Source organism: Streptomyces sp. BJ20 (assembly GCF_022869105.1).
Taxonomy (GTDB): domain Bacteria; phylum Actinomycetota; class Actinomycetes; order Streptomycetales; family Streptomycetaceae; genus Streptomyces; species Streptomyces griseoincarnatus.
In genome coordinates, this window is record NZ_CP094918.1 from 5,668,109 (window position 1) to 5,692,255 (window position 24,147).

Consider the following 24,147-nt stretch of genomic DNA (forward strand, 5'->3'; position numbering starts at 1 on the left):
GGAGGGCGCGTCGGCGCGGGCTCCGGAGGGTGCGTCGGCGCGGACCTCGGAGGCCGCGGTGGCCCAGGCGTCGTCGTGGACCTCGGAGGGGGCCTCGGCGGGCGCCTCGGCGCGGTCGGCCCGGGCGTCGTCGGCCCGCTTGCCGTAGGTCTCGTCGCCGGCCTCGTTCCCGGTGTCGTCGGGCGGGGGGAGCTGTTCGCTCATGACGGACTCCTTGACTGCGGGTGGCCCCCTCGACGGTACCCGAACGGCCGTCGCGGCTTCACCGGGTGCGCGGCCAGAGCTCCGGATCGGGCCGGAAGCGGATGCGCAGCTCGCCCTCGCGGAGGGCGGCGCCGTCGACGGTGCAGCGGCGCAGCGCGGAGGGCAGCGGGACGACGCGGCGGAACGGTCCGGCGGTGACGGTCAGTTCGTCGCCGCGGCGGACGAGGTCGAGGGAGTCGCGGCGGGCGCCGGGCAGGGGGAGGTGCCAGACCAGGACGCCGTCCTCGGCGATCCGGTCGGTGACCGGCCAGCGGACCGGGCCGGTGACCGCGGGGGCCACGGGCGCCGCGAGGGCGGCGAGGTCGTCGGCGCCGCGGGGGTCGCGGCCGAGGTGGGCCACGGGGTGCACGGTGTGCTCCTCGCGCCATTCGTCCAGCGTCTTGCGCTGCTGGGCGACGGGCCCGGCGAGCCATCCGGCCGCCTCGCTCTCCGGCAGGACGCGGTTGGCGACGACCGCGTCCAGGCGCAGCCCGCGCAGGGCGACGCCGAGGGCGGCGGTGCGCAGGGCGTCGGCGCCGGCGGGCCCCGGTTCGGCGACCAGGCGTACGGCGGTGCCGCGGTCGGCGAGGAGGGCCTGGACGGCGGCGAGCTGGAGGTCGAGGCGGGCGGCCGTCTCGTAGATCCACTCCGCGGGCATCGGGACGCCCGCGAGCCGCCCGAGCACCGGGCGCAGGGCGCGGGCGGCCTGCCGCTCGGGGGGCAGCAGGCGGCGCAGGACGCGGCGGAGCTCCTCGGGCAGGGCGAGGAGGGCGAGCGCGCGGGGGGCGGCGGGCAGATCGACGACGAGGAGGTCGTAGGCGTCCTCGGAGGCGGCGGCGTCCCGCAGGGCGCGCAGCACGGCGAGTTCCTCGGCGCCGGGGAGGGGGCCGGTCTCCTCGGGCACCAGGCGGGAGGCGCCGAGCAGGTCCAGCGCACCGCCCGCGCGCTCCTGCAACGCGGCGAGGTCGGCCCGGAACCCCGCGTCCGCGTCGACCCGCCGCACGGTGAGCCCGGGAAGGTCCGCGTCCCCCAGCACCGGCCCCAGGGCGTCCCCCGGACCGGCCCCCAGCAGCAGCGTGCGGGTGCCCTCACGGGCGGCGGCGAACGCGGTGGCGGCCGCGACAGTGGTGCGGCCGCTGCCGCCGGGGCCGGTGATCAGGAGGGTGCGCATGGAGGTGCACGCTACCGTTCGGCCACGCACGGGCCTCCGACCCGGACCCCGCTCCTCAAGCGCCGGAGGGGCTGATTCCGGACTCCACGCGCTTCTTCAGGCCCGCCAGGGCGCGGTCGATGATGACCTTCTCCGCCTTGCGCTTGATCATGCCGAGCATCGGGATCTTGACGTCGACGGTCAGGCGGTAGGTCACCTCGGTGGTGTCCGCGCCGGCGGGGGCGAGGACGTAGGAGCCGTCGAGGGAGCGGAGCATCTGGGACTTCACCAGGGTCCAGGAGACCTCGTGCGGGCCGCTCCAGGTGTACGCCAGGGTCTGGTCGTCCTTGATCGCGCCGGCGTCCATGACCAGGCGCACCTGCTCGGCGCGGCCCTCGGCGTCGGTTTCGAGGACCTCCGCCTCCTTCACCTCTCCCGTCCACTCGGGATAGCGGGCGAAGTCGGCGATCACCCCCATCACGTCGGCCGGTGCCGCCTCGATGGTGATGCTCGAGCTGGTGTGTTCCGCCATCGCCGTGGCTCCTCCAGATGCGGGCCGGTAGGTCGTCCTCGCCGTGCGTGGGCCGGACGGCGCACGCGCGTGCAGCGGAAGGCTACCGCGCACCGCCCGTACCGAGATCACCCGACCTGGGGGCGTCGGCGCCGAGGGGCGTCTCAGAACTCCAGTGCCCAGGGCCGGCCGGTGCTCGCGAAGTGCCCCACGTTGACGCACTCGGTGGCGCCGATCCGCATCCGCCGCACCAGCGGCTGGTGGACGTGACCGAACAGCGAGTAGCGGGGACGGGTACGGCGTATCGCCTCCAGCAGCGCCGTGCTGCCGCGCTCGAAGCGGCGGGCGACGGTGTCGTAGACCAGCTCGGGGACCTCCGGCGGGATGTGCGTGCACAGCACGTCGACCTCGCCGACGGCCTCGATCTTCGCCGCGTACTCCTCGTCGTCGATCTCGTACGGCGTGCGCATCGGGGTGCGCAGGCCGCCGCCGACGAAACCGAAGGTCCAGCCGCCGATCTCCACCCGCTGCCCGTCGAGCACGGTGGTGCCGGGCCCGGCGTACTCCCGCCACAGGGGCGGCACGTCGACGTTGCCGTAGGTGGCGTACGTAGGAGTGGGGAAGGCGGCGAACAGCTCCGCGTACTGTTTGCGCACCGCCGTCTCGATCGCCGTCGCCCGGTCGACGTCGATGCCGGCCCACAGTCCGCGCTGGAAGTCGCGCGCCTCCTCGAAGCGGCGGGCGGTGCGCAGCTCCACGATGCGGTGGGCGTTCTCCGTGCCGAACAGGTCGGGGAAGATGCCGCGCGAGTGGTCGGCGTAGTCGAGGAACAGCACCAGGTCACCGAGGCAGACCAGGGCGTCGGCGCCCTCCTTGGCACGGGCGAGGTCGGCCGCGTTGCCGTGTACGTCGCTGACCACGTGGACGCGGGTGCTGCGCCCGCCGCCGGGTGAGGATGCCATGGCGATCAAGCCTAATCGTGTGGGGCATACGTGAACAATGGCGGTCCTACCTGCGGTTACTGGCTCGCCGGTTGCGCCGTGGACTACTGTGCGCAATGAAACACCAAGCTGTGTGACGCAGCGAACATCTGGCAGGGTCCCCCTGTCGTGACAGCCATACCGGCGGGTAACGTCCGGGCAGTCCAGTCGTGCTCGGGATTTCAACCAGTGAATTCGCGAGCACCCGCCCGAGCCTTGGACCGCACCGTCGCATCGCACAACGTCGTGGCGCCGGCGCCCTAAGAGGAGCAGCAGTCTTGCGCGAGTTCAGCCTTCCGGCCCTGTACGAGGTCCCTGCGGACGGCAACATGACCGACATCGTCCGCCGAAACGCCGCGCAGCACCCTGACGTCGCCGTCATGGCCCGCAAGGTCGCCGGCACGTGGCAGGACGTGACGGCCACCACCTTCCTCGCGGAGGTGCGGGCCGCCGCCAAGGGCCTGATCGCGGCGGGCGTGCAGCCCGGCGACCGGGTCGGCCTGATGTCCCGCACCCGTTACGAGTGGACGCTGCTCGACTTCGCGATCTGGAGCGCCGGCGCGATCACCGTGCCGGTGTACGAGACCAGTTCGGCGGAGCAGGTCGCGTGGATCCTCGGCGACTCCGGTGCCACCGCCTGCCTGGTGGAGCTCGACTCGCACGCGGCGACCGTGGAGTCCGTGCGCGACCGGCTGCCCGGGCTGAAGAACGTGTGGCAGATCGAGGGCGGCGGGCTGGAGGAGCTGGGCCGCCTCGGCGCGGACGTCGGCGACGAGACGGTCGAGGAGCGTTCCTCGGTCGCCAAGGCCGACGACCCGGCGACCATCGTGTACACCTCGGGCACCACCGGACGCCCCAAGGGCTGTGTGCTCACCCACCGCAACTTCTTCGCCGAGTGCGGCAACATCGTGGAGCGGCTGCGTCCGCTGTTCCGCACCGGTGAGTGCTCGGTGCTGCTGTTCCTGCCGCTCGCCCACGTCTTCGGGCGGATGGTGCAGATCGCGCCGATGGTGGCGCCGATCAAGCTGGGCTGCGTCCCGGACATCAAGAACCTCACCGACGAGCTGGCCTCCTTCCGCCCGACGCTGGTCCTCGGTGTGCCGCGGGTCTTCGAGAAGGTCTACAACTCGGCGCGTGCCAAGGCGCAGGCGGACGGCAAGGGCAAGATCTTCGACAGGGCCGCCGACGCCGCGATCGCCTACAGCCAGGCGCTGGACTCCCCGTCGGGCCCGTCGTTCGGCCTGAAGGTCAAGCACAAGGTCTTCGACAAGCTGGTCTACAGCAAGCTCCGCGCCGTGCTGGGCGGACGCGGTGAGTACGCCATCTCCGGCGGCGCCCCGCTCGGCGAGCGCCTCGGCCACTTCTTCCGCGGCATCGGCTTCAGCGTGCTGGAGGGCTACGGCCTGACCGAGTCCTGCGCGGCCACCGCCTTCAACCCGTGGGACCGCCAGAAGATCGGCACGGTCGGCCAGCCGCTGCCCGGCTCGGTGGTGCGCATAGCGGACGACGGCGAGGTGCTGCTGCACGGCGAGCACCTGTTCAAGGAGTACTGGAACAACCCTGGGGCGACCGCCGAGGCGCTGGCCGACGGCTGGTTCCACACCGGGGACATCGGCACCCTGGACGAGGACGGCTACCTGCGGATCACCGGCCGGAAGAAGGAGATCCTGGTGACGGCCGGCGGCAAGAACGTCGCCCCGGCGGTCATCGAGGACCGCATCCGGGCGCACGCGTTGGTCGCGGAGTGCATGGTGGTCGGCGACGGGCGGCCGTTCGTGGGCGCGCTCATCACCATCGACGAGGAGTTCCTGGGCCGCTGGTGCGCCGAGCACGGCAAGCCGGAGGGGTCGACGGCGGCGTCGCTGTGCGAGGACCCGGATCTGCTGGCGGCGGTCCAGGACGCGGTGGACGACGGGAACGCGGCGGTGTCGAAGGCGGAGTCGGTGCGGAAGTTCCGGGTCCTTCCGGCGCAGTTCACGGAGGAGTCGGGGCATTTGACGCCTTCACTGAAGCTGAAGCGGAATGTTGTGGCGAAGGATTACGCGCACGAGATCGAGGCGATCTACGCGAAGTGATGGGTGTGGAGTAGCGCCAACTGGGGTGGCTGTGCTTGCCGTTGGCGTTGTGCGGGTGCGTGGGGGTTGTTCGCGCAGTTCCCCGCGCCCCTGAGGGGTGATATCCCCCCGTGGGGCAAGTGCCGCGCCGTGCGGGGTTGTTCGCGCAGTTCCCCGCGCCCCTGAGGGGTGATACCCGCCTGTGGGGCAAGTGCCGCGCCGTGGGGGCTTGTTCGCGCAGTTCCCCGCGCCCCCGAAGGGTGCCGCGCCGGGCGGGGTTGTTCGCGCAGTTCCACGCGCCCCTGAGGGGTGGTTTCCGCCCGTCGCGCAAGTGGCGCGCCATGAGGGCTTGTCGCGCAGTTCCCCGCGTCAGAGCAGGGTCTTCAGCTTGTCCGCGAGGAGGTCCCAGCGCCATTTCTCCTCGACCCATTCCCGGCCTCTGCGGCCCATGCCGCGGCGCAGTTCCTCGTCGGCCAGGAGGGCGATGAGGCGTTCCGCGGTCCCGGCGGGCGAGTCGCCTCGGACGACCCAGCCCGTCTCGCCGTCGAGGACGGCGTCCGGGGCGCCGCCGGAGTCGCCGGCGACGACCGGGAGGCCGGTCGCGGACGCTTCCAGGTAGACGATGCCGAGGCCCTCCACGTCCAGGCCGCCGCGCCGGGTCCGGCAGGGCATCGCGAAGACGTCGCCGGCGCCGTAGTGGGCGGGCAGCTCGGACCAGGGGACGGAGCCGGTGAAGCGGACGGAGGCGGCGACACCGGTGTCGGCGGCGAGGCGGCGCAGGTCCTTCTCGTAGGGGCCGCCGCCGACGATCAGCAGGACGGCCTCCGGCTCGGCGGCGAGGACCGCGGGCATCGCCCGGATCAACGTGTCCTGGCCCTTGCGCGGCACGAGACGCGAGACGCACACGACCACCGGGCGGTCCGTGAGCCCCAGCCGGGCGCGCACCTCGTCCCCGCCCGAGCCGGGGTGGAAGGTCTTCTCGTCGACCCCGGGCGGCAGCTGCACCATGCGGGCGGCGGCCTCCGGGGTGAGGGCGCGGGCGATCCGGGAGCGGGTGTACTCGCCCAGGTAGGTGATCGTGTCCGTGGACTCCCCGATACGGCGCAGCAGCTGCCGTGCGGCGGGCAGCTGGGCCCAGCCGGCCTCGTGACCGTGGGTGGTGGCGACGATCCGCTCGGCGCCCGCCCGTCGCAGCGCCGGCGCCATCAGGCCGAGCGGCGCCGCCGCCCCGAACCACACCGAGGTGCAGCCGTGCTCGCGCAGCAGCCCCACGGCCCGCCGGGTGGCGGCCGGGGTGGGCAGCAGCATCGTCGTACGGTCGCGGACGACGGTGAAGGGCTGCTCGGCGTCGAAGGCCGCGGTCGCCTCGACACCCTCCCGGGTGCGCTTCCAGGTGGACGCGTGGACGACGACGCGCTCCGGGTCCAGGCGCAGCGCCATGTTGTGCAGGAAGGCCTGGATGCCGCCGGGACGGGGCGGGAAGTCGTTGGTGACGATCAGGGTCTTGTGCATCGCCGCCGACCCTACCGAACGGTTGTCGTGCGTCCGCCACGGCGCTGCTCGGTGGCATGTGCACCGGCTTCCGGGACATCATGGCTCCTCATCGACCGCACACCGGACGGGCAGGAATCACGTGGAACCGACGGCCGCACGGGGGTCCTTGGCAGGGCTGCTGGGGATCTGGGGCGTGACGCGCGCGGCGCTGCTGCTGTGCGTGCTGAAGGTGGTGGTCTTCCCGGGCCCGGACGTCACCAGCGACGTGTCGGTGATCTACCGGGGCTGGTACGACGTCCTGGTCACCGGAACGTTTCCGCAGGACGACGTGACCTGGCAGTACCCGCCCGCCGCGGCCCTGGCGGTCCTCTCCCCCGCCGTGCTGCCGTTCCTGGAGTACGCCACGGCCTTCTTCGTGCTGGCGCTGGTGGCCGACACGGCGGCGCTGGCGCTGTTGCTGCGCGGGGCGCGCGGCACGGGCCGCTCCCGGCGCGGGGCGTGGCTGTGGGTGGCGGCCGTGCCGCTGCTCGGTCCGACGGTGTACGCCCGCTACGACGTGATGGTGACCGCGGTCGCGGTGGCCGCGCTGCTGGCGGCCGGCCGGCATCCCCGGCTGGCGGGCGCGCTGATGGCCTTCGGGGCGCTGCTGAAGGTGTGGCCGGCGCTGCTGCTGCTCGCGGTCCGCAGGCGCGTCGCGTGGGTGTCGGCGGCGGTGACGGGTGTGGCGGTGGCCGGGCTGTTCGCGGTGCTGATGCCGGGCGCGTTCGCGTTCCTGGGCTTCCAGCGGGACCGGGGCACTGAGGTGGAGTCGCTGGGGTCGCTGGTGTTCCACGTGGCCCGGCACCACGGCTGGGACGGCGAGGTGCTGCTGAACTACGGCTCGGTGGAGTTCCTCGGTCCGTACGTGAGCTGGGTGTCCACCGGGGCGCTGTTCCTGACCGGGGCCGCGCTCGCCTGGCTGGTGCTGTGGCGGCTGCTGGCGACCCGGTTCGCGCCGCACACGGCGGCGGACGCGGCGTTCACGGCGGTGCTGCTGTTCACGGTCACGAGCCGGGTGATCAGCCCTCAGTACATGGTGTGGCTGGTGGGAACCGCCGCGGTGTGCCTGTGCTTCCGGGAGAGCCGCATGGGCCGCCCGGCGGCCCTGGTGCTGGCGGCGTGCCCGGTGACGATGCTGGAGTTCCCCGTGTGGTTCGGCCACGTGGTGGCGAGCGACGCGCTGGGCATCACCCTGCTGACGATCCGCAACGGCCTCCTGGTGGCGGCGTCACTCCTGGCAGCACGCGCCCTGTGGCGGGCGACGGTGCCGGCCCGGCGGGAGATTCCCTCAGCCGCGGGCCCGTCGTGGGCCAAACGAACGACAGTGCCGTCGTAACGCCCCGAAGGGGCGCGGGGAACTGGGCGCTCAGCCCCCGCGGCAAGGCACGTGCGCGACGAACCCAAGCGTCCCCAAGGGGCGCGGGGAACCGCGCGACCAGCCACCGACGACCCGCACCCGACGCCGCAGAGGTGCCGCTGCGCCCACCCTCCCCCATCGCCCCGAGCGGCACGACTGCCCGCAGCCGAGGCGGGCGCGGAAGCGCCCCTCAGGGGCGCGGGGAACCGCGCGACCAGCCCCCACAGCGCGGCACGTGCGCCACGGACGGAAAAGGCCCCACAAGGGGGCGCGGGGAACTGCGCGGCCGTCCCGAGGGCACCCCTCACTCCGCCAGAACCCCCCGCACGTAGTCCCGCCACTGCAGTGTGAACTCCTCCGGCGTCACCCCCAGCACACGCCCCATCGCGTCCTCGACCGCGCCCTCGCGGTCCGGGTGCGCGCCCACGGCGCGGTAGAACGCCCCCAGCCGCTCCTCCCCCCACCGCTCAGCGATCATCCGGCACGCCAGCCAGCTGCCCTCGTACGCCCGCGCCAGCCCGTCCGCGTCGCCGGTGAAACCGAAGTCCTCGTCCTCGGGGAGCGCGTCGGGCACCTCGCCCCGCCCGACGGCGTGCGCGAGCTCCGGCGCGGCCTCGGCGGGGGTGCTGCCCGCGCCGCGGTAGCCGGCCCAGTCGGCGTACCCCTCGGACAGCCACAGCGGCGTCGCGGCGGAGGTGTGGGCGCGGGTGGCGACGTGCGCGGTCTCGTGGGTGAGGACGACCTGCCGTCCGGAGTCGCCGAGCAGCCCGAACGCGTCCGGGTTGACGATCACCCGGTCCGCGGGCGCCCGCGGACCGCCTCCGGCCGCCCCGGTGGTGACGGCCGCGATGCCCCGGTAGGAGGACGGGGGTGAGCCCAGGAGGCCCGCCATGCCCTCCAGGGTTTCCGGGACGAGGACGACGACACTGCGGGCCCACCGGGGACCCCACGCGTCGGAGACTGCCGGCACGGCGCGGTCGGCGAGCTCTGCGTAGTCGCGCAGGGTCTCCTCGGACTGGCCGACGCCCAGCACCAGGCTGCGCTCGCCGCGTACGACCTGTGCGCGGCCCTGGTCCCAGAGCTGCTGGCCGGACTTCTCGGCGGGGCGGTCGGACTCCACCGACCAGCGGCCCTCACGGTCCTGGCTGAGGCTCAGGGTGCGGGCGGTGACGACCGGGGAACGGTCGTGGCCGTCGACGCGGTAGCTGAGGTCGGCGGCGGCGGTGGCCCGGTCGCCGGTGCGGTCCAGGGCGGTGAGTCGGTAGGACCAGTCCGCGAGCGGCACCGCGCGCAGGTTGTCGAAGCCGTCGCGGGTGCCGGTGCGGGCGTAGGCGGCGGCGTCGCGGTCGAGGACGGCCTCGGCGCGCCGGTCGAGCAGGGACTGCACCTCGGCTCGGGCGGCGTCCACGGCGGGGCCGCCGCCGCATCCCACCAGGGCGGCGAGCAGCAGGCACAACGCCGCCACCGCCGCCTGGAGGGACACCCGCGTTCGACCGGCCACCTTCCCGAGGGTACGGGCGCGGGCCCGCGGGAGTCAGACCCTGGTGACCGAGGAGACCGGCATCATGCCGACCGGGTCGTAGCGCACGGGTGCGCCGGGGTAGGGGGCGTGGATCACCTGGCCGTTGCCCATGTACATCCCCACGTGGGAGGCGTCGGAGCGGTAGAGGACCAGGTCGCCGGGGCGGGCCTCGGACAGCTGGACCTGCCGGCCGGCGTACCGCTGGGCCTGCGAGGTGCGCGGCAGCGCGACCCCGGCCTGCGCGTACGCCCACTGGGTGAGCCCGGAGCAGTCGAAGCCGGAGGGGCCGTTGGCGCCCCACACGTAGGGCTTGCCGAGGGCGGAGCGGGCGGCGGCGACGGCGGCGGCCGCGCGTCCGGAGGCGGGGGCGCCGCCGGGGCCGAGCAGGTCGGTGCGGCCGGAGCGGGAGGCGCGGTCCCAGGCGGCACGTTCGCCGGCCGGGAGGGAGCCCAGCAGCCGGCGGGCCTCGGCGAGCTTGTGCTCCACGGTGCGTTTGTGCGTGGCGGCGGCCTTCCGGCTGCGTTCGAGGGCGCCGAGCCGTTTCCCGGCCTCGGCGCGGTCCTGGGACAGCGAGCGCAGGGTGCCGCGGAGCTTCCTCAGTTCGGCGGTCTGGTGGACGCCGAGCCGGTCGAGGACGGAGGCCTTCCGGAGGTAGTCCTCCGGGTCCTCGGAGAGCAGCAGGGAGAGGGCGGGATCGAGGCCGCCGGAGCGGTACTGGGAGCCGGCGAGCGAACCCAGCGTCTCCCGCATGGTGTTGACCCGCTGCTGTTTGCGGGCGATGGCGTCCTGGGCGTCGGCGATCTCCCGGCGCAGGGCGTCGGCGCGCTCGTCGGCCGCGTTGTAGGCCTCGGTGGCCTTCTCGGCCTCGCGGTAGAGGCGGTCGACCTCGGCCCGGGAGTCCTCCTGGGGCGCGGCCGTCGCGGGTACCGCGCCGAGGGCGGTGGCGGCCGCGGAGAGCAGGCCCAGGGCGAGGGCGGTGCTCCGCTCGGACCCTGAGGACGGTGCGGTACGGCGATGGGACCCCACGGGAAGTCGCGCTCCTTCCGCTGGCGGACAGGGAAACGCGGCAGACAGTAGCCGTCGGGGCCGCCCGCGGAACCACGGCCAGGGCGGCACGCACGGTGACGCCCCGCCGTTGACCTGGGTCGCGGCGGGGCGTGGAGGTGGTGCGGGGCCGACGGGAATCCCCCGAACGGGGGCACCCGGGGCGGTGTCCGGCCGGTCGGGCGCCGGTCGGGTCAGACGCGGACGCCGAACATGAAGGGGCCGCCGATGGTGTTCATCGACTCGTAGCGCACGACGGTGCCGGTGCGGGGGGCGTGGATGATCTGGCCGTTGCCCGCGTAGAGGCCCACGTGGTGCAGGTCGTTGAAGAAGAACACCAGGTCGCCGACCTTGAGCTGGTCCACCGAGTAGATCTTGGTGCCGGCGCCGGTCTGGGCCTCGGAGGTGCGCGGGATGCCGACGCCGGCCTGCGCGTACGCCCAGGAGGTCAGGCCCGAGCAGTCGAAGGAGGACGGGCCGGTGGCGCCGTAGACGTAGGGGGTGCCGAGCTTGCTCTGCGCGGCGGCGAAGGCGGCGGCGGCGCGGCCGGAGCCGGCCGGGACGTTGACCGAGAGGGCATCGCGCTCGCTGGCGCGGGTGGCGCGGTTCTGCTCCTCGGCGAGCTGCGCCTTCTCGGCGGCGGTGAGGCTGTTGAGCAGCTTCTGCGCGGAAGCGAGCTTCCCCTGGACTTCCTTCTTCTTCTTGCCCAGTTCGGCCCGGGTGGAGGAGAGGTCCTTGAGCTTCTCGGCGGCCTCGGCGCGCTGCTGGGCCAGTTCGCGCTGCTTCTCCTGGATCTTCTTCAGCGAGTCGACCTGCTGGGCGCTCAACTGGTCCAGGGTGGACGCCTTGTCGAGGTAGTCGTCCGGGTCGGCGGAGAGGAAGAGCTGGACGGAGGGGTCGATGCCGCCGCTGCGGTACTGGGCGCTGGCCATCGAACCGAGGCCGTCGCGCAGGTCGTTGAGCTCCTGCTGACCCTTGGCGACGTTGTCCTGGATGGTGGAGATCTCCTTCTGGAGCTTCTCCTGCTTCTCCTTGGCCCCGTTGTACTTCTCGGTGGCCTGCTCCGCCTGCTCGTAGAGCTTGTCGACCTTGGCCTTGACCTCGTCCTTGCTCGGCTTCTCGCTGGGGGCCGCGTTGGCGGCCTGCGAGCTCATGACGACGGCAGCGGCGGCGGCGGTGGTGAGCACGGTCACGCGTGCGCGGCTCGGCTGCTTGGGACGACGGTGGGACGCCACGGAGACGAGCTCCTTCTCGAGAGTGATCGCGCGAGCGAGGGTTCGAAGGCAGACCCTAGTGATTCTCTTGTGATCAGTTCAAATCCCTGGGCACAAAATCTCCGCTACAGCGCGTTTATTCCGAGACAACTCACCTGCAGTGACGCCGTCCTGACGCTACGTTGTGTAGCGGTTCCGTCAATTGGGGCATTGCCCCTGTACGTTGCACGAGGGACGGAAATGCATCAGATACTAAGAAAGCCTTTTGAGGAGCACGGCTGACGCCACGGGGCGTGCGCCGGCGCGTGCGACCCCGTCGGCGACCTCGCGGTCGGTGGAGACGACGATGACCGGCCGCCCCGGCGGCTCCGCGCGCACGAGCTGCCGGATGAGCTCGTCGGCCGTGACGCCCGGCTTGGAGAACAGCACCCGCACCCCGCGCGGCGGCGCCAGCAGCACCGGCGCGGCCAGTTCGGCGCCGTCGAAGACGCAGGTGACCTCGGCACCGGTCTGCGCGGCGAGCTGCGCGAGCTGGCCGAGCAGCCGCAGCCGCTGCTTCTCCAGCGGCATCTGCGGATAGCCGGTCTTGGTGACGTTGTAGCCGTCGACGACCAGATGCGCCTGCGGCAGGGCGAGGAGCTGGTCGAGGACGGCCGGGTCGTCCTCGGAGAGCGCGCGGGCGGCGATGTCCTTGGGGGTCATCCGGCCCGGCTCCACGGCGTCCACGGTCTCCGCGGGCCGCACGGACACGGGAGGCAGCGCCAGTTCGCGCCGCAGCCCCTGGGCGGCGTCCAGCACGGTGTCGAGCAGCAGCCGTACGCGCATGTCCTCGACGCTGCGTCCCTCGCGGGCGGCGCGGCGGGCGGCCTCCAGGGCGGCCTCGGTCTCCCCGAGCCGGGCCTTGAGGCGCCGGGTCTCGCTCTCGGCGGCTGACACCTGGGCCTGGCCCTCGGCGCGCACCGCCTCCATCTCCCCGCGCAGCTTGCGCAGGGCGGCCTCGCCGCGCTTGACGTCGGCGAGGGCGGACCGCAGCTTGCGGTGCAGGGAGTCGGTCTCCTTCTTCGCCGCGTCCAGCTCGGCGCGCAGCCGCTCGGTCTCGGAGCGGGTGTGCTCGCGGGCGCGGTCCAGTTCGGCGCGCAGCCGCTCCAGCTCGGCGCGGGTCTGCTCGTCGGCGCGCTCGGCGTCGGCGCGCTGCGCCTCCTCTCCGGCGGCGGCGACCAGCTTGACCCAGCCCGGCGGGCGGAGCACGTAGGCCGCGGCCGCCACATCGAGCGGGTCCGCGGCCGGGGGCGGGGAGCCGGAGTCGAGGGCGCCGGTCAGTTCCGGCTGCGACTCTCTGAGCTTCTCCCCGATCCGCTGCCGGAACAGCGGATCGGTCTCCAGCGCCGCCGCCATCGCGTTCCCGGCGAACTTGGCGCGGCGGTTCGGGGCGAACCGGGCGTACTGCCTCAGCTGTGCGGGCAGCTCGGCGACGGTGAGTCCGCCGAAGCCGTCCGCGACGATCTGGACGACCTTGCGGCGCACCCCGTCGGGCAGCGGACGGTCGAGCACCTCGGCGGCGCCGTCCTGCGGCCCCCCGCCCGCGGTCTCCACCATCCGTCACACCCCAATGCCTGTGTGCGGCCCCGTCCGCGGGACCGCCGTCAGCGGGGCCGGCTCCGTGTCAGGAGCCGGCGCCCGGCCTGTCCACGAGTTCCACCTGGTCCACGGCGTTGCACCAGCGGCACCGCACCGACTCGATCGTCTCGTCGAGCACCTCGCTCTCCTCGACCTTGGGCTCTCCGGCCAGATCGAGGTGCACGTACTCGACGACCTTCGACGAGCGGGTGACGTCGAAGCGGGTGAGGTTGCCGCAGAGGGTGCAGCGCCACCGCGTCGAGTCGGTCGGCAGGGGAACCGTCATCGTGGCTGTTCGCCTTTCTCCAGTGTCCTTGACGCACCGGGCGGCCGGTGCGTGTGGCTCGTTACCCTACGGCCTGCCGGGCCCGCGCCGCCCGCCCGTCCACGGCGGCGAGGCGATCCGCACGGTTGCGTCCGGTTACGTCATGCTCTGTACCCATGATCCGCAACTGGACCGCGGCGGCCGCCGGGGCGCTGAGGACCACGCCAGCCCCGGTCACCCGCACCCTGATCGTGCTGTGCTGCCTGGTCTTCCTGATCGGGCCGGCCTCGGGGCTGCATCCGGCGCACGGCTCCGGGGAGGAGCTGCTCGCCGCGCAGCGGGACTACTTCCGCCGCTGGGGCGTGATCCCCGCAGACCTGTTCGACGGGTCCCCCGCGGCCGTGCTCACGCCCGCCACGGCGCTCTTCGTGCACGGCAGCTGGGTGCATCTGCTGGGCAACATGCTGTTCCTCCACGTGTTCGGGCCGCTGACCGAGGCACGGATGGGCCGGATGCGGTTCGCCCTCTGCTACGCCGGCTGCGGCTACCTCGCCCTGCTGGGGTACGCGGCCGCCAACGCCGGCTCCGAGCGGTCCCTGGTCGGGGCCTCGGGGGCGATCTCGGCGCTGCTCGGAGCGTTCCTCTTCCTGTTCCCCCGCGGGCGGGTCACCAGTCTCCTGCCGTTCGCCTTCTTCCTGCCGGTACGGCTGCCCGCGTGGGCGGTGCTGCCGTTCTGGGCGGCGCTGCAGTGGGCGGCGGCCGGGCGGACGCCGGAGGGTGGCCCCGGGGTGGCCTATCTGGCGCACCTGCTGGGCTTCGCGCTGGGCTTCGGCTGCGCGTGGGTGTGGCGCGGCGGGGCGACTACAGTGAAGTCCGCCCCTGCTCCGGCCCCCGAGGGAGAGAACCAGCCGTGATCACCGCGATCGTCCTCATCAAGACCAGCGTGGACCGGATCCCCGAGATCGCGGAACAGATCGCCGCGCTGGACAGCGTCAGCGAGGTCTTCTCCGTCACCGGCACGTACGACCTGATCGCCATGGTGCGGGTGCGGGAGCACGAGGACCTCGCCGAGGTGATCCCCGGCAGGATCAGCAAGATCCCGGGGGTGGAGGGCACGGACACGCATGTGGCGTTCCGGACGTACTCCCAGCACGATCTCGAGGCTGCCTTCGCCATCGGGCTGGACAGCTGACCTGCCGGGGCTGCGCCCCGTACCCGCTCCTCAAGCGCGGAGGGGCTGATTCCAGCCCGTCCGGCGCTTGAGGACGAGGGGGTCTGGGGGCGCAGCCCCCAGGGACGGGAAGGGGCGGCGGGGGCGAGGACCGCTCACGCGCGCCCCGACGCGCCGGGCACGCACCGCCCGTCCACCGTCCGGTACGTCCACCGCGCCCCGTCCCGCACGAGCTCCCGCACCGCCCGCACGAACCGCGCGACATGCTCCTCCGGCGTCCCGGCCCCGAAGCTGACCCGGATCGCGTTCAGCGCCCCCGGCTCCGGCGCCCCGCACTCCCCCGCACCGCCCGTGTCGCCGCCCAGCAGCCTCCGCACCAGCGGGTGCGCGCAGAACAGACCGTCCCGCACCCCGATGCCGTACTCCGCGGACAGCGCCGCCGCGAAATGGGAGCTGTTCCAGCCGTCGACCACGAAGGACAGCACCCCGACCCGGGGCGCGTCGTCGCCGAACAGGGACAGGAAGCGCACCTCAGGCACGTCCGCCAGCCCCTCCCGCACCGCGCGCACCAGCGCGTCCTCCCGCGCGGCCAGCGCCTCGAACCCCGCCTCGGTGAGCGCCTTGCAGGCGGAGGCGACGGCGTAGGCGCCGATGACGTTGGGCGAGCCGGCCTCGTGGCGGGCGGCGGTCTCGTGCCACCGCACGTCCACGCCCCCGTCCGCGCGCCGGACGACCGTGCGGCTGGCGCCGCCGCCGGCGAGGTACGGCTCGGCCTCGCGCAGCCAGTCGGCACGCCCGGCCAACACCCCGGAGCCGAAGGGCGCGTACAGCTTGTGCCCGGAGAAGGCGACCCAGTCGACGTCCAGCTCGCGCACGGACACCGCGCGGTGCGGGGCGAGCTGGGCGGCGTCCAGCACGATCCGGGCGCCGTGCGCGTGTGCGGCGGCGGCGAGTTCGCGGACCGGCCACAGCTCGCCGGTGACGTTGGAGGCGCCGGTGACGCAGACCAGGGCGGGGCCGTAGGGGTCGCGGTCGGCGAGGGCGCGCTCCAGGGCCGCGACGGCCTGCGCGGGGCTGTCGGGGGCGTCGAGGAAGGTCACCCGGCCCGCCCGCCGCCAGGGCAGCAGCGCCGCGTGGTGCTCCGTCTCGAAGACGAAGACCTCGCAGCCGTCGGGCAGGGCGGCGGCGAGCAGGTTGAGGGAGTCGGTGGTGGACCGGGTGAACACCACCTCGTCCCCGTCCCGGCAGTCGAGGAACTCGGCCACGGTACGGCGGGCGTTCTCGAACAGGTCGGTGGAGAGCTGCGAGAGGTAGCCGGCGCCGCGGTGGACGCTGCCGTAGTAGGGGGCGTAGGCGGCCACGTCGTCCCAGACACGCTGGAGGGCAGGGGCGCTGGCGGCTTGGTCGAGGGCGGCGTAGGTGACCTCGCCGCCGGTGACGAGGGGGACGGCGACGTCCCGGCCGAGGACGGGCAGCGGGGCGCAGACGGAGGGCTCGGCGGCGACGGCGGTGGCGGTGGCGGCAGCAGGCATGACGGAACTCCCAAGGGCAGGGCGGATCTTCGCGCGAGCGGACGGCGCGACGCGTCGCTCCAGCGCGGAGAAGGAAGTGACAAGGGTGTGCGGAGGCGGGGCTCGACGCCCTCAGGGCCTTCCGTTCGGATCACCCTGGCGTCGCGGGCCCTGGCACGCGCATCTGCGGCGTTGTCGTCGGTTGCCAACGCTCCGCGTTGACGCCCTCCTCCGCCTTGCAGCTGCACGCACCGGACCCCGCTCGGGTCGGCCGAAGACGCACCGCGCCTCACAACCGGCCTGATCCGAACGAAAGGCCCTAGCGCATTCGCTTGCTCACAGAAGACTCCTCGACGACCAGGACCCCTGGTGTGCGAGGGGTCCGCGCTTGCCGTGAGCCCTGCTGCTCACGGCCTGGTCTTCACCCGGGGCACCCCGCCACGGACGGAGGGTTGCCGGACAGCCGGCCGGGGCCTGATGGCTGTCACTCATGACCTGAGAGGGAACGTACGTGAGGCGACGGCCGTCCCGCAACCCGTATCGGATGGCGGGACGGCCGTACGAAGGATCTACGCGTTGGTGACGGCGACCCAGCGTTCCAGGACGCGCCTGGCGGCGCCGGAGTCGATGGACTCGGCGGCCTTCTCCATCCCGGCGCGGATCTGCTCGGTGAGCGTGCCGCTGCCGGGCTCCAGGGCCACCAGCGCCGCCGCGGAGTTCAGCAGGACCGCGTCCCGCACGGGGCCGCGCTCGCCGTCCAGCAGCCGTCGGGCGACCTCGGCGTTGTAGGAGGCGTCGGCGCCGCGCAGCGCCTCCACCGGGACCAGCTCGATGCCGACGTCGCGCGGGTCGAAGGTCTCCTCGGTGACCTTGCCGTCGCGGACCACCCACACCCTGGAGGTGCCGGTGGTGGTCAGCTCGTCGAGGCCGTCGTCGCCGCGGAACACCAGGGTGGAGTTGCCGCGCCCGGCGAACACCCCGGCCATGATGGGCGCCATCCGGGCGTCGGCGACGCCGACGGCCTGCGCCTCGACCTTCGCCGGGTTGGCGAGCGGGCCGAGGAAGTTGAACACGGTGCGGACGCCGAGCTGGCCGCGGGCGGCGGCCACATGGCGCAGCGCCGGGTGGAACTTCACCGCGAAGCAGAAGGTGATGCCGGCCTCCTCGGCGACCTCGGCGACCCGGCGCGGGGTCAGTTCGAGGTTGACGCCCAGCTTCTCCAGCACGTCGGAGGCGCCGGAGGCGGAGGACGCGGCGCGGTTGCCGTGCTTGACGACCTTCGCGCCGGTGCCGGCGACGACGATCGAGGACATGGTGGAGATGTTCACCGTCTTGGCGCCGTCGCCGCCGGTGCCGACGATGTCGACGGTGGCGCCGGGTACCTCGATCACGTTGGCGTGGTCGTAGAGCGCCCGCACGCAGCCGGTGATCTCGTCGACGGTCTCGCCCTTGGCCCGCAGGGACACCGCGAACCCGGCGATCTGCGCGTCGGTCGCCTCGCCCCGCATGATCAGGTCCATCGCCCAGGCGGCCTCGTCGGCGGTCAGGTCCCGGCCGTCGAGGAGGGAGTTCAACAGGGCGGGCCAGGAGCGGCCCGCCGCGGTGTCGCCTCCAGCGGGGGTCACAGCGCTCATGGTCGCTCCTGACGGTCGTAGCGGGTCCTCGGGGACCGGACGGGTCCCGCACCCACCCTATCCAGCCGCGGGCACGGCGAAGGGCCCCCGTCCGCAGAACGGACGGGGGCCCTTCGCTGTCGTGTGGCGACGTGTGGAGAAACTCCGGGATCAGTGGTGGCCGTGGCCGCTCGTGATCTCCTTGTACTCCTCGACGGTCGGCTTCGGAATCTGCGACTCCTCGCCGTAGAAGCCCTTGCTGAGCTTCGCGCGCAGCTTCTCGCTGGCCTTCACCTTGCGCCGGACGCCGTTCTCGTCGACCTCCGGGCCGAGCTCGAGCGGCTTGGGCTGCTCGTGCGCGGTGAGGGTGTACAGCTGCTCCTGGCTGAGCGGCTCGTGGACCTCGATGAACTCACCGTGCGGCAGGCGCTTGATGATGCCCGACTCGCGGCCGTGCAGCACCTTCTCCTTGTCCCGGCGCTGGAGGCCGAGGCAGATCCGCTTGGTGACGATGAACGCCACGACCGGGGCGACGAAGAACGCGATCCGGACGAACCAGGTGATGGCGTTGATCGACAGGTGGAAGTGCGTTGCCCAGATGTCGTTGCCGCCGCCGACGAGGAGCACGAAGTACAGCGTCATCCAGGCGACACCGAACGCGGTGCGCGTCGGGGCGTTGCGCGGGCGGTCCAGGATGTGGTGCTCGCGCTTGTCGCCGGTGACCCAGGACTCGATGAACGGGTACACGGCGATGGCGGCCAGGACCAGCGGGAAGATCATCAGCGGGATGAACACGCCCAGGACGAGCGTGTGACCCCAGAAGTTGATCTCCCAGCCCGGCATGACACGGATCAGACCCTCGGAGAAGCCCATGTACCAGTCGGGCTGGGCGCCGGTGGAGACCATGTCGGGCCGGTAGGGGCCGATGGACCAGATCGGGTTGACCGTGGCGATCGCGGCGACGGCCGCGAGCACACCGAAGACCAGGAAGAAGAAGCCTCCGGCCTTGGCCATGTACACCGGCAGCAGCGGCATGCCGACCACGTTCTTGTTGGTCTTTCCGGGACCCGGGAACTGCGTGTGCTTGTGGTAGAAGACCAGGATCAGGTGCGCCACCACGAGGCCGAGCATGATGCCCGGCAGCAGCAGGACGTGGATCGAGAAGAACCGGGCCACGAAGTCGTCGCCGGGGAACTCGCCGCCGAAGAGGAAGAACGAGAGGTACGTGCCGACGATCGGCACGGACAGGATCGCGCCCTCCATGAAGCGGATACCGGTGCCGGAGAGCAGGTCGTCCGGGAGCGAGTAGCCGGTGAAACCGGTGAACATGCCCAGGACGAGCAGCAGGAAGCCGAACAGCCAGTTGATCTCACGCGGCTTGCGGAACGCGCCGGTGAAGAACACGCGCATCATGTGCACGAACATGCCGGCCACGAAGATCAGCGCGGCCCAGTGGTGGATCTGCCGGATGAGCAGACCGCCACGGACGTCGAAGCTGATGTCCAGCGTCGACTTGTAGGCCTCACTCATCAGCTGGCCCTGCAGCGGGACGTAGCTGCCGTGGTACTCCACCTCGTTCATCGACGGGTGGAAGAACAGCGTCAGGTACACACCCGTGAGGATGATGATGATGAAGCTGTACAGGCAGATCTCACCCAGCATGAACGACCAGTGGTCGGGGAAGATCTTGCGCATGTTGGCCTTGGCCAGGGAGTAGATCCCCAGCCGGCCGTCGGCCCAGTCGGCGACGCGTTCGCCGGCCGGCGCCTTCCCGCGTGCGCGGGACTCGGGTGTCGTCGTAGTACTCATCCGCGCTCCCAGAAGGCAGGGCCGACGGGCTCGTCGAAGTCGCCGAGCGCTTCGAGGTAACCCTCGTCGTTCACGCCGATGCGCAGCTGCGGCAGCGGGTGACCGGCGGGACCGAAGATCACCTTGGCGCCGTCGGAGAGGTCGAAGGTGGACTGGTGACAGGGGCAGAGCGCGTGGTGCGTCTGCTGCTCGTACAGGGAGATCGGGCAACCGACGTGGGTGCAGATCTTCGAGTACGCCAGGATGCCCTCGTGCGACCACTCGAGCGCGCGCTTGTCCTTGATGTCGTCCGGCTTGATACGGACGAGCATCAGGGCGGCCTTGGCGATCTCGGTCTGGAAACCGTGGTCGTGCTCCTCCAGGCCCTCGGGCTTGGCGAAGGTCAGCGAACCCACGATCAGGTCCGACGGACGCAGCGGCTCGTTGGTGTTCATGTTGACGAGCAGCTTGCCCCTGGACCACAGCGTGTGGCGCAGCTTCGTGCCGGGCAGCGGGCCGAGGTCGCGCAGCAGGACCACGCCGGAGAGCGGGAACAGGGCCAGCGCGCCGAACATGGTGTTGCGGATCAGCTTCCGGCGGCCGAGCACCGACTCCTTGGCGCCCTGGCGGAAGTCGTCCATGACCTTCGCGCGGACGTCGGGAGCGGCCTCGATCGGGTGACGCTCGTCGGCCAGCTCGTGGTCCGACATCAGCGTGCGGGCCCAGTGGACCGCGCCGGCGCCGATGCAGAACAGGGCGAGGCCGAGCGTCATGCCCAGCGCGAAGTTCAGCGCGCTGATGTGACCGATCGGCCAGATGTAGACCGACTTGTCGACCGGGATGGTCACGTACGAGGCGATGAAGCCGACGGTGGCCAGCATCGACACCGTGAACAGCAGGGCGACCGTGCGCTCGGACCGCTTGGCGGCCCGCTCGTCGATGTCCTGCACCCGCGGCTCGTGGGGCGGGAGGCCCGGGTCGGCGAACGGGTTCTGCTCGTCCGCGGGCTTCACCGCGCCGTGGCTGGTGTCCTGCGCTGCGGGCAGGTTCTCTTCGGGAATGTCTTGGCTACTCATGACTTCTTGGCCTTTGCGGTCCGAGCGGCGACCCAGACGGCGACCGCGATCAGCGCGCCGAGTCCGAAGACCCAGGCGAACAGACCCTCGGAGACGGGGCCGAGCCCGCCCAGCGACAGGCCGCCGGGGCTCTCGGTCTCCTCGCCGTTGACCGCGTTCAGGTACGCGATGACGTCCTTCTTGTTCTGCTCCGACAGGGTGGTGTCGGGGAAGGAGGGCATGTTCTGCGGGCCGGTGAGCATGGCCTCGTAGATGTGCTTGGGCGTGACGCCCTCCAGGCTCGGGGCGTACTTGCCGTGCGTGAGCGCACCGCCCTTGCCGGTGAAGTTGTGGCACTGCGCGCAGTTGTTGCGGAACAGCTCGCCGCCCTTGGCAGCGTCGGCGCCCTCGGGGCCGTACTGCTCCTCGGTCGGGATGGCCGGGCCGGCGCCCAGCGAGGCGATGTACGCCGCCAGCTGGTCGATCTGGGCCTGGTTGTAGACGGCCGGCTTGTCCGGGATCTGCGCGGCCTGCGAGGTGGCGGCCGGCATACGGCCGGTGCCCACCTGGAAGTCGACCGCCGCGGCGCCCACGCCCACCAGGCTCGGGCCGTCGGACGTGCCCTGACCGCCGGTGCCGTGGCAGCTCGCGCAGCCGACGGTGTAAAGCTTCTTGCCCTCCTCGATGGTGAGGGACTGGGCGGTTTCGTCGGCCTGCGCCTTGTCCGCGGGTGCGAACACGGCGTACAGCCCCCCGGTGCATGCCAGCGCGAGGAGTAGGACGACGAGCGCCGCCAGCGGATGGCGTCGTCGTGCGGAGAGCTTTTTCACGGATTACCCCGGTGTCAGGATCTTCTGCGTCGATGCTTCTGTTGGGTGCGCTGTGGTCAGCGCGCGCGGATGAGGGCCCGCCTACTTGATCATGTAGATCGTGGCGAAGAGGCCGATCCAGACGACATCGACGAAGTGCCAGTAGTAGGACACGACGATGGCCGCGGTCGCCTGCTCGTGTGTGAACCTCCGGGCCGCGTAGGTCCGGCCCAGGACCAGCAGGAAGGCGATCAGGCCGCCCGTCACGTGCAGGCCGTGGAAGCCGGTGGTCAGGTAGAAGGCCGAGCCGTACGGGTCGGAGGAGAGGGACAGGCCCTCGTGCTTGACCAGCTCGGTGTACTCGAAGACCTGGCCGCCGATGAACACCGCGCCCATGATGAAGGTGACGATGAACCACATCCGGAGCTTCTTCACGTCACCGCGCTCGGCGGCGAAGACGCCGAGCTGGCAGGTGAGCGAGGAGAGCACCAGGATCGTGGTGTTCGTCGCCGAGAACGGGAAGTTCAGCAGGTCGGCCTTCTCCGACCAGAAGTCGGGTCCGGTCACCGATCGCAGGGTGAAGTACATCGCGAAGAGGGCCGCGAAGAACATCAGCTCGGAACTCAGCCAGATGATGGTTCCGACGCTGGTGAGGTTCGGTCGGTTGACCGACGGGTGCGCGTGCCCGGTGTCTACTGTCGTTGCTGTCGCCACGCCGACATTATGTCGGTCGCTTATCCCGCCCTCACTCCCGGGGGTGCCGTTCGGTGTGTTCGCCCCTCCTGGACTGCCCGTATGGCCCAGGGAGGCCCCGTTCGAAGCCGTGTCCGAACCGGTGTTGACGGGCGGTCCGAGGGGGTAGCATCCGCGCCATCGGTACCCGAAGTTCCCGACAGAGCCGTGCCCTCTCTCTTACGCGTGGAGGAACAATGCAGGCGACCGCCACGGTGCTGGTCTACAGCGACGACGCCAACACCCGGGAGCAGGTGCGGCTCGCCACCGGGCGGCGGCCGGCGCCGGACGTGCCCCTCGTGGAGTTCCTGGAGTGCGCGACGCCGGCGGCCGTGCTCACGGAGCTGGAGCGGGGCGGCGTCGACGTGTGCGTCCTGGACGGCGAGGCCGTGCCGATGGGCGGCATGGGGCTGTGCCGGCAGATCAAGGACGAGATCTTCAACTGCCCGCCGGTGCTGCTGCTGATGGGCCGCCCGCAGGACGCCTGGCTGGCGACCTGGAGCCGCGCGGAGGCGGCGGTGACGCTTCCGGTGGAGCCGGTGGAGTTCGCGAACGCCCTGGCCTCGCTGCTGCGCCGGAAGGCGCTGGCGGGCGCCTGAGGCTTCCGCCCCGGCCCCGGGCGGCCGACGAGGGCCGCCGGCCCGCCTGTGGGCGTGCGCGGCGGCCCTGTGGTGCTTCACGCGGCCGCGGGCCGCAGCCGTGCCACCTGCTGGGCGGTCTCGGGGGTCTTCCCGCTGCCCGTGAGGGCGCTGCCCTCGCGCCACTTGTCCCAGGTCAGGTTCCAGTCGCCGAAGCCGTTGCCGAACGGCTCCATGACGTCGCCCTCCGAGTTCACGACCTCCACGAGGTCGCCCTGGCGGAAGGTGTCGAAGAACCACTCGGCGTCGGCGGTGCTCATCCCGACGCAGCCGTGGCTGACGTTGGCGTAGCCCTGCGAGCCGACCGACCACGGGGCGGCGTGCACGTACTCGCCGCTCCAGGTGACCCGGGTCGCGAAGTGCACGTCCAGGTCGTAGGACTCGGCGGAGCCCTCGGCGATGCCGACGGTGGTGCTGCGCATGCGTACGAAGCGTTCCTTGGCGAGCACCACCTTGACGCCGTTGCGGGTCTCGAAGCCGGGCTTGCCGGTGGTGACGGGGATCTGCTTGATCTCCTCGCCGTTCTTGTGGACCGTCAGCCGGTGCGCGGCGGCGTCGGTGACGGCTATCACGCGGTCACCGGTGCGGATGGTGAGCGGCTTGGCCGCGTCGCCGCGCAGCCGGTCACCGATCCTGATGCCCTCCAGGTTGCTGCGCACCTGGACGCTGGCGTTGGCCGGCCAGTAGTCCTTGGGCCGGAAGTGCAGCTTCTTGTCGTCCACCCAGTACCAGGCGCCGGTGACGGAGGGCGTGGAGTCGACCTTCAGGCCGCGTTCCACGACGGCCCGCTGCGCCGGCTCCTTGACCGGCTCGCTGAGCTCCGCGACGAGCGGCTGTCCGACGCCGTACGTGCCCGCCTCGGGGCCGAAGGTGATGCCCAGGCGCTTGGCGGCGCCGGGCTTGCCGGTGGTGAAGGTGAGGACCTTGCGGCCGGGCCTGCCGTCCTCGTCCTCGGTGCTCACGCGGACCGTGTACTGCGCGGAGGCGGCCAGCGGCGTGGTGCTGTGCCAGCGGCTGCCGTCGGCGGCCAGTTCGCCCGCCAGGTGCCGTCCGGAGGCGTCCACGGCGACGACGTCGGTGATGCGCCCGTCGGAGTCCTCGGCGGTGATCTCGATGGGCTTGTCGGGGTCGGCGGGCTTTCCCTCGTCGAGGGAGCCGCCGAAGGAGATCTGGTCCGCCGCGTCGTACGGCTCGGCGGACAGCGGGCTGCCGTCTGAGGAGCAGCCGGTGACGCCCGCGCCGAGGGCCGCCACCAGCAGCGCGCACCCGGCGAGGCGGGCCCGCGTGCCGCGCAGGCCGGTGCGGGGGGACTCTGTGTCTCTCATGGCCTCACGCTAGGG

The 24,147-nt window shown here is 72.3% G+C and carries 21 protein-coding genes and 1 riboswitch; of the genes, 5 read left to right on the forward strand and 16 right to left on the reverse strand.

Features of this window, described 5'->3' with window-relative positions; translation table 11 throughout:
- Positions 1–262: 262 nt before the first annotated feature.
- The 3 genes from MTR79_RS25635 to MTR79_RS25645 all read right to left on the reverse strand — a co-directional run bounded on the left by MTR79_RS25635 (position 263) and on the right by MTR79_RS25645 (position 2,866).
- Positions 263–1,414 (reverse strand): ArsA-related P-loop ATPase, encoded by a 1,152-nt coding sequence (locus MTR79_RS25635; protein ID WP_189366693.1) that lies wholly within the window; start codon positions 1,412–1,414, stop codon positions 263–265.
- Between the two features lie 55 nt (positions 1,415–1,469).
- Positions 1,470–1,925, reverse strand: a complete 456-nt coding sequence (locus MTR79_RS25640; protein ID WP_086704882.1) for an SRPBCC family protein — start codon at positions 1,923–1,925, stop codon at positions 1,470–1,472.
- Between the two features lie 143 nt (positions 1,926–2,068).
- The gene (locus MTR79_RS25645) at positions 2,069–2,866 is read right to left on the reverse strand and encodes a metallophosphoesterase (protein WP_086704886.1); all 798 of its coding nucleotides are present in this window, start codon (positions 2,864–2,866) and stop codon (positions 2,069–2,071) included.
- 296 nt (positions 2,867–3,162) lie between these two features.
- Here MTR79_RS25645 and MTR79_RS25650 point away from each other — a divergent pair, with 296 nt between their 5' ends.
- A complete protein-coding gene (locus MTR79_RS25650) occupies positions 3,163–4,959 on the forward strand; it encodes an AMP-dependent synthetase/ligase (protein ID WP_244792043.1) in 1,797 nt (598 codons plus the stop codon).
- 348 nt (positions 4,960–5,307) lie between these two features.
- On the opposite strand, the gene MTR79_RS25655 is transcribed toward MTR79_RS25650, so the two are convergent.
- Positions 5,308–6,450: a glycosyltransferase family 4 protein gene (locus MTR79_RS25655; protein WP_244792044.1), complete on the reverse strand. Its 1,143-nt coding sequence runs from the start codon at positions 6,448–6,450 to the stop codon at positions 5,308–5,310.
- 121 nt (positions 6,451–6,571) lie between these two features.
- On the opposite strand from MTR79_RS25655, the gene MTR79_RS25660 reads away from it, so the two are divergent.
- Entirely contained in the window at positions 6,572–7,807 is a 1,236-nt protein-coding gene (locus MTR79_RS25660; RefSeq protein ID WP_244792045.1) for a glycosyltransferase family 87 protein, read from the forward strand.
- Between the two features lie 325 nt (positions 7,808–8,132).
- Here the strand turns inward: MTR79_RS25660 and MTR79_RS25665 are convergent, their stop codons facing one another.
- The 5 genes from MTR79_RS25665 to MTR79_RS25685 all read right to left on the reverse strand — a co-directional run bounded on the left by MTR79_RS25665 (position 8,133) and on the right by MTR79_RS25685 (position 13,511).
- Positions 8,133–9,329: a hypothetical protein gene (locus MTR79_RS25665; protein WP_244792046.1), complete on the reverse strand. Its 1,197-nt coding sequence runs from the start codon at positions 9,327–9,329 to the stop codon at positions 8,133–8,135.
- A 33-nt stretch (positions 9,330–9,362) separates the two neighbouring features.
- On the reverse strand, positions 9,363–10,376 hold the full coding sequence (locus MTR79_RS25670; RefSeq protein ID WP_244792047.1) for a C40 family peptidase: 1,014 nt from the start codon (positions 10,374–10,376) through the stop codon (positions 9,363–9,365).
- 212 nt (positions 10,377–10,588) lie between these two features.
- On the reverse strand, positions 10,589–11,629 hold the full coding sequence (locus MTR79_RS25675; protein WP_048456776.1) for a C40 family peptidase: 1,041 nt from the start codon (positions 11,627–11,629) through the stop codon (positions 10,589–10,591).
- A 231-nt stretch (positions 11,630–11,860) separates the two neighbouring features.
- Positions 11,861–13,204, reverse strand: coding sequence for an NYN domain-containing protein (locus MTR79_RS25680; protein WP_244792048.1), 1,344 nt, complete (start codon positions 13,202–13,204; stop codon positions 11,861–11,863).
- A gap of 67 nt (positions 13,205–13,271) precedes the next feature.
- On the reverse strand, positions 13,272–13,511 hold the full coding sequence (locus tag MTR79_RS25685; RefSeq protein WP_244792049.1) for a hypothetical protein: 240 nt from the start codon (positions 13,509–13,511) through the stop codon (positions 13,272–13,274).
- A 155-nt stretch (positions 13,512–13,666) separates the two neighbouring features.
- Between MTR79_RS25685 and MTR79_RS25690 the strand changes: the two genes are divergently transcribed.
- Positions 13,667–14,404: a rhomboid family intramembrane serine protease gene (locus MTR79_RS25690; protein WP_086705001.1), complete on the forward strand. Its 738-nt coding sequence runs from the start codon at positions 13,667–13,669 to the stop codon at positions 14,402–14,404.
- Positions 14,401–14,682 carry an Lrp/AsnC ligand binding domain-containing protein gene (locus MTR79_RS25695; RefSeq protein WP_006136621.1) on the forward strand — a complete coding sequence of 94 codons (282 nt, stop codon included), beginning with the start codon at positions 14,401–14,403 and terminating at the stop codon, positions 14,680–14,682. The genes MTR79_RS25690 and MTR79_RS25695 overlap by 4 nt, the downstream gene beginning before the upstream one ends.
- A 134-nt stretch (positions 14,683–14,816) precedes the next feature.
- Here MTR79_RS25695 and MTR79_RS25700 read toward each other — a convergent pair whose 3' ends face one another.
- From MTR79_RS25700 to MTR79_RS25725, 6 genes are all read right to left on the reverse strand, one after another.
- Entirely contained in the window at positions 14,817–16,193 is a 1,377-nt protein-coding gene (locus tag MTR79_RS25700; protein WP_244792050.1) for an aminotransferase class V-fold PLP-dependent enzyme, read from the reverse strand.
- A 358-nt stretch (positions 16,194–16,551) separates the two neighbouring features.
- Positions 16,552–16,668: riboswitch (SAM riboswitch) on the reverse strand.
- Positions 16,669–16,741: 73 nt separating this feature from the next.
- The gene (trpD, locus tag MTR79_RS25705; protein WP_122216957.1) at positions 16,742–17,806 is read right to left on the reverse strand and encodes an anthranilate phosphoribosyltransferase; all 1,065 of its coding nucleotides are present in this window, start codon (positions 17,804–17,806) and stop codon (positions 16,742–16,744) included.
- Between the two features lie 150 nt (positions 17,807–17,956).
- A complete protein-coding gene (locus MTR79_RS25710; protein ID WP_086700583.1) occupies positions 17,957–19,594 on the reverse strand; it encodes a cytochrome bc complex cytochrome b subunit in 1,638 nt (545 codons plus the stop codon).
- Positions 19,591–20,649, reverse strand: coding sequence for a Rieske 2Fe-2S domain-containing protein (locus MTR79_RS25715; RefSeq protein WP_086700585.1), 1,059 nt, complete (start codon positions 20,647–20,649; stop codon positions 19,591–19,593). The genes MTR79_RS25710 and MTR79_RS25715 overlap by 4 nt, the downstream gene beginning before the upstream one ends.
- Entirely contained in the window at positions 20,646–21,458 is an 813-nt protein-coding gene (locus MTR79_RS25720; protein WP_086700587.1) for a c-type cytochrome, read from the reverse strand. The genes MTR79_RS25715 and MTR79_RS25720 overlap by 4 nt, the downstream gene beginning before the upstream one ends.
- A gap of 81 nt (positions 21,459–21,539) precedes the next feature.
- The gene (locus MTR79_RS25725) at positions 21,540–22,151 is read right to left on the reverse strand and encodes a heme-copper oxidase subunit III (RefSeq protein WP_031019600.1); all 612 of its coding nucleotides are present in this window, start codon (positions 22,149–22,151) and stop codon (positions 21,540–21,542) included.
- Positions 22,152–22,366: 215 nt separating this feature from the next.
- Here MTR79_RS25725 and MTR79_RS25730 point away from each other — a divergent pair, with 215 nt between their 5' ends.
- Positions 22,367–22,768, forward strand: a complete 402-nt coding sequence (locus MTR79_RS25730) for a response regulator transcription factor (protein ID WP_048456767.1) — start codon at positions 22,367–22,369, stop codon at positions 22,766–22,768.
- A gap of 77 nt (positions 22,769–22,845) precedes the next feature.
- Here MTR79_RS25730 and MTR79_RS25735 read toward each other — a convergent pair whose 3' ends face one another.
- Positions 22,846–24,132: an Ig-like domain-containing protein gene (locus tag MTR79_RS25735; protein ID WP_086700588.1), complete on the reverse strand. Its 1,287-nt coding sequence runs from the start codon at positions 24,130–24,132 to the stop codon at positions 22,846–22,848.
- Positions 24,133–24,147 lie beyond the last annotated feature (15 nt).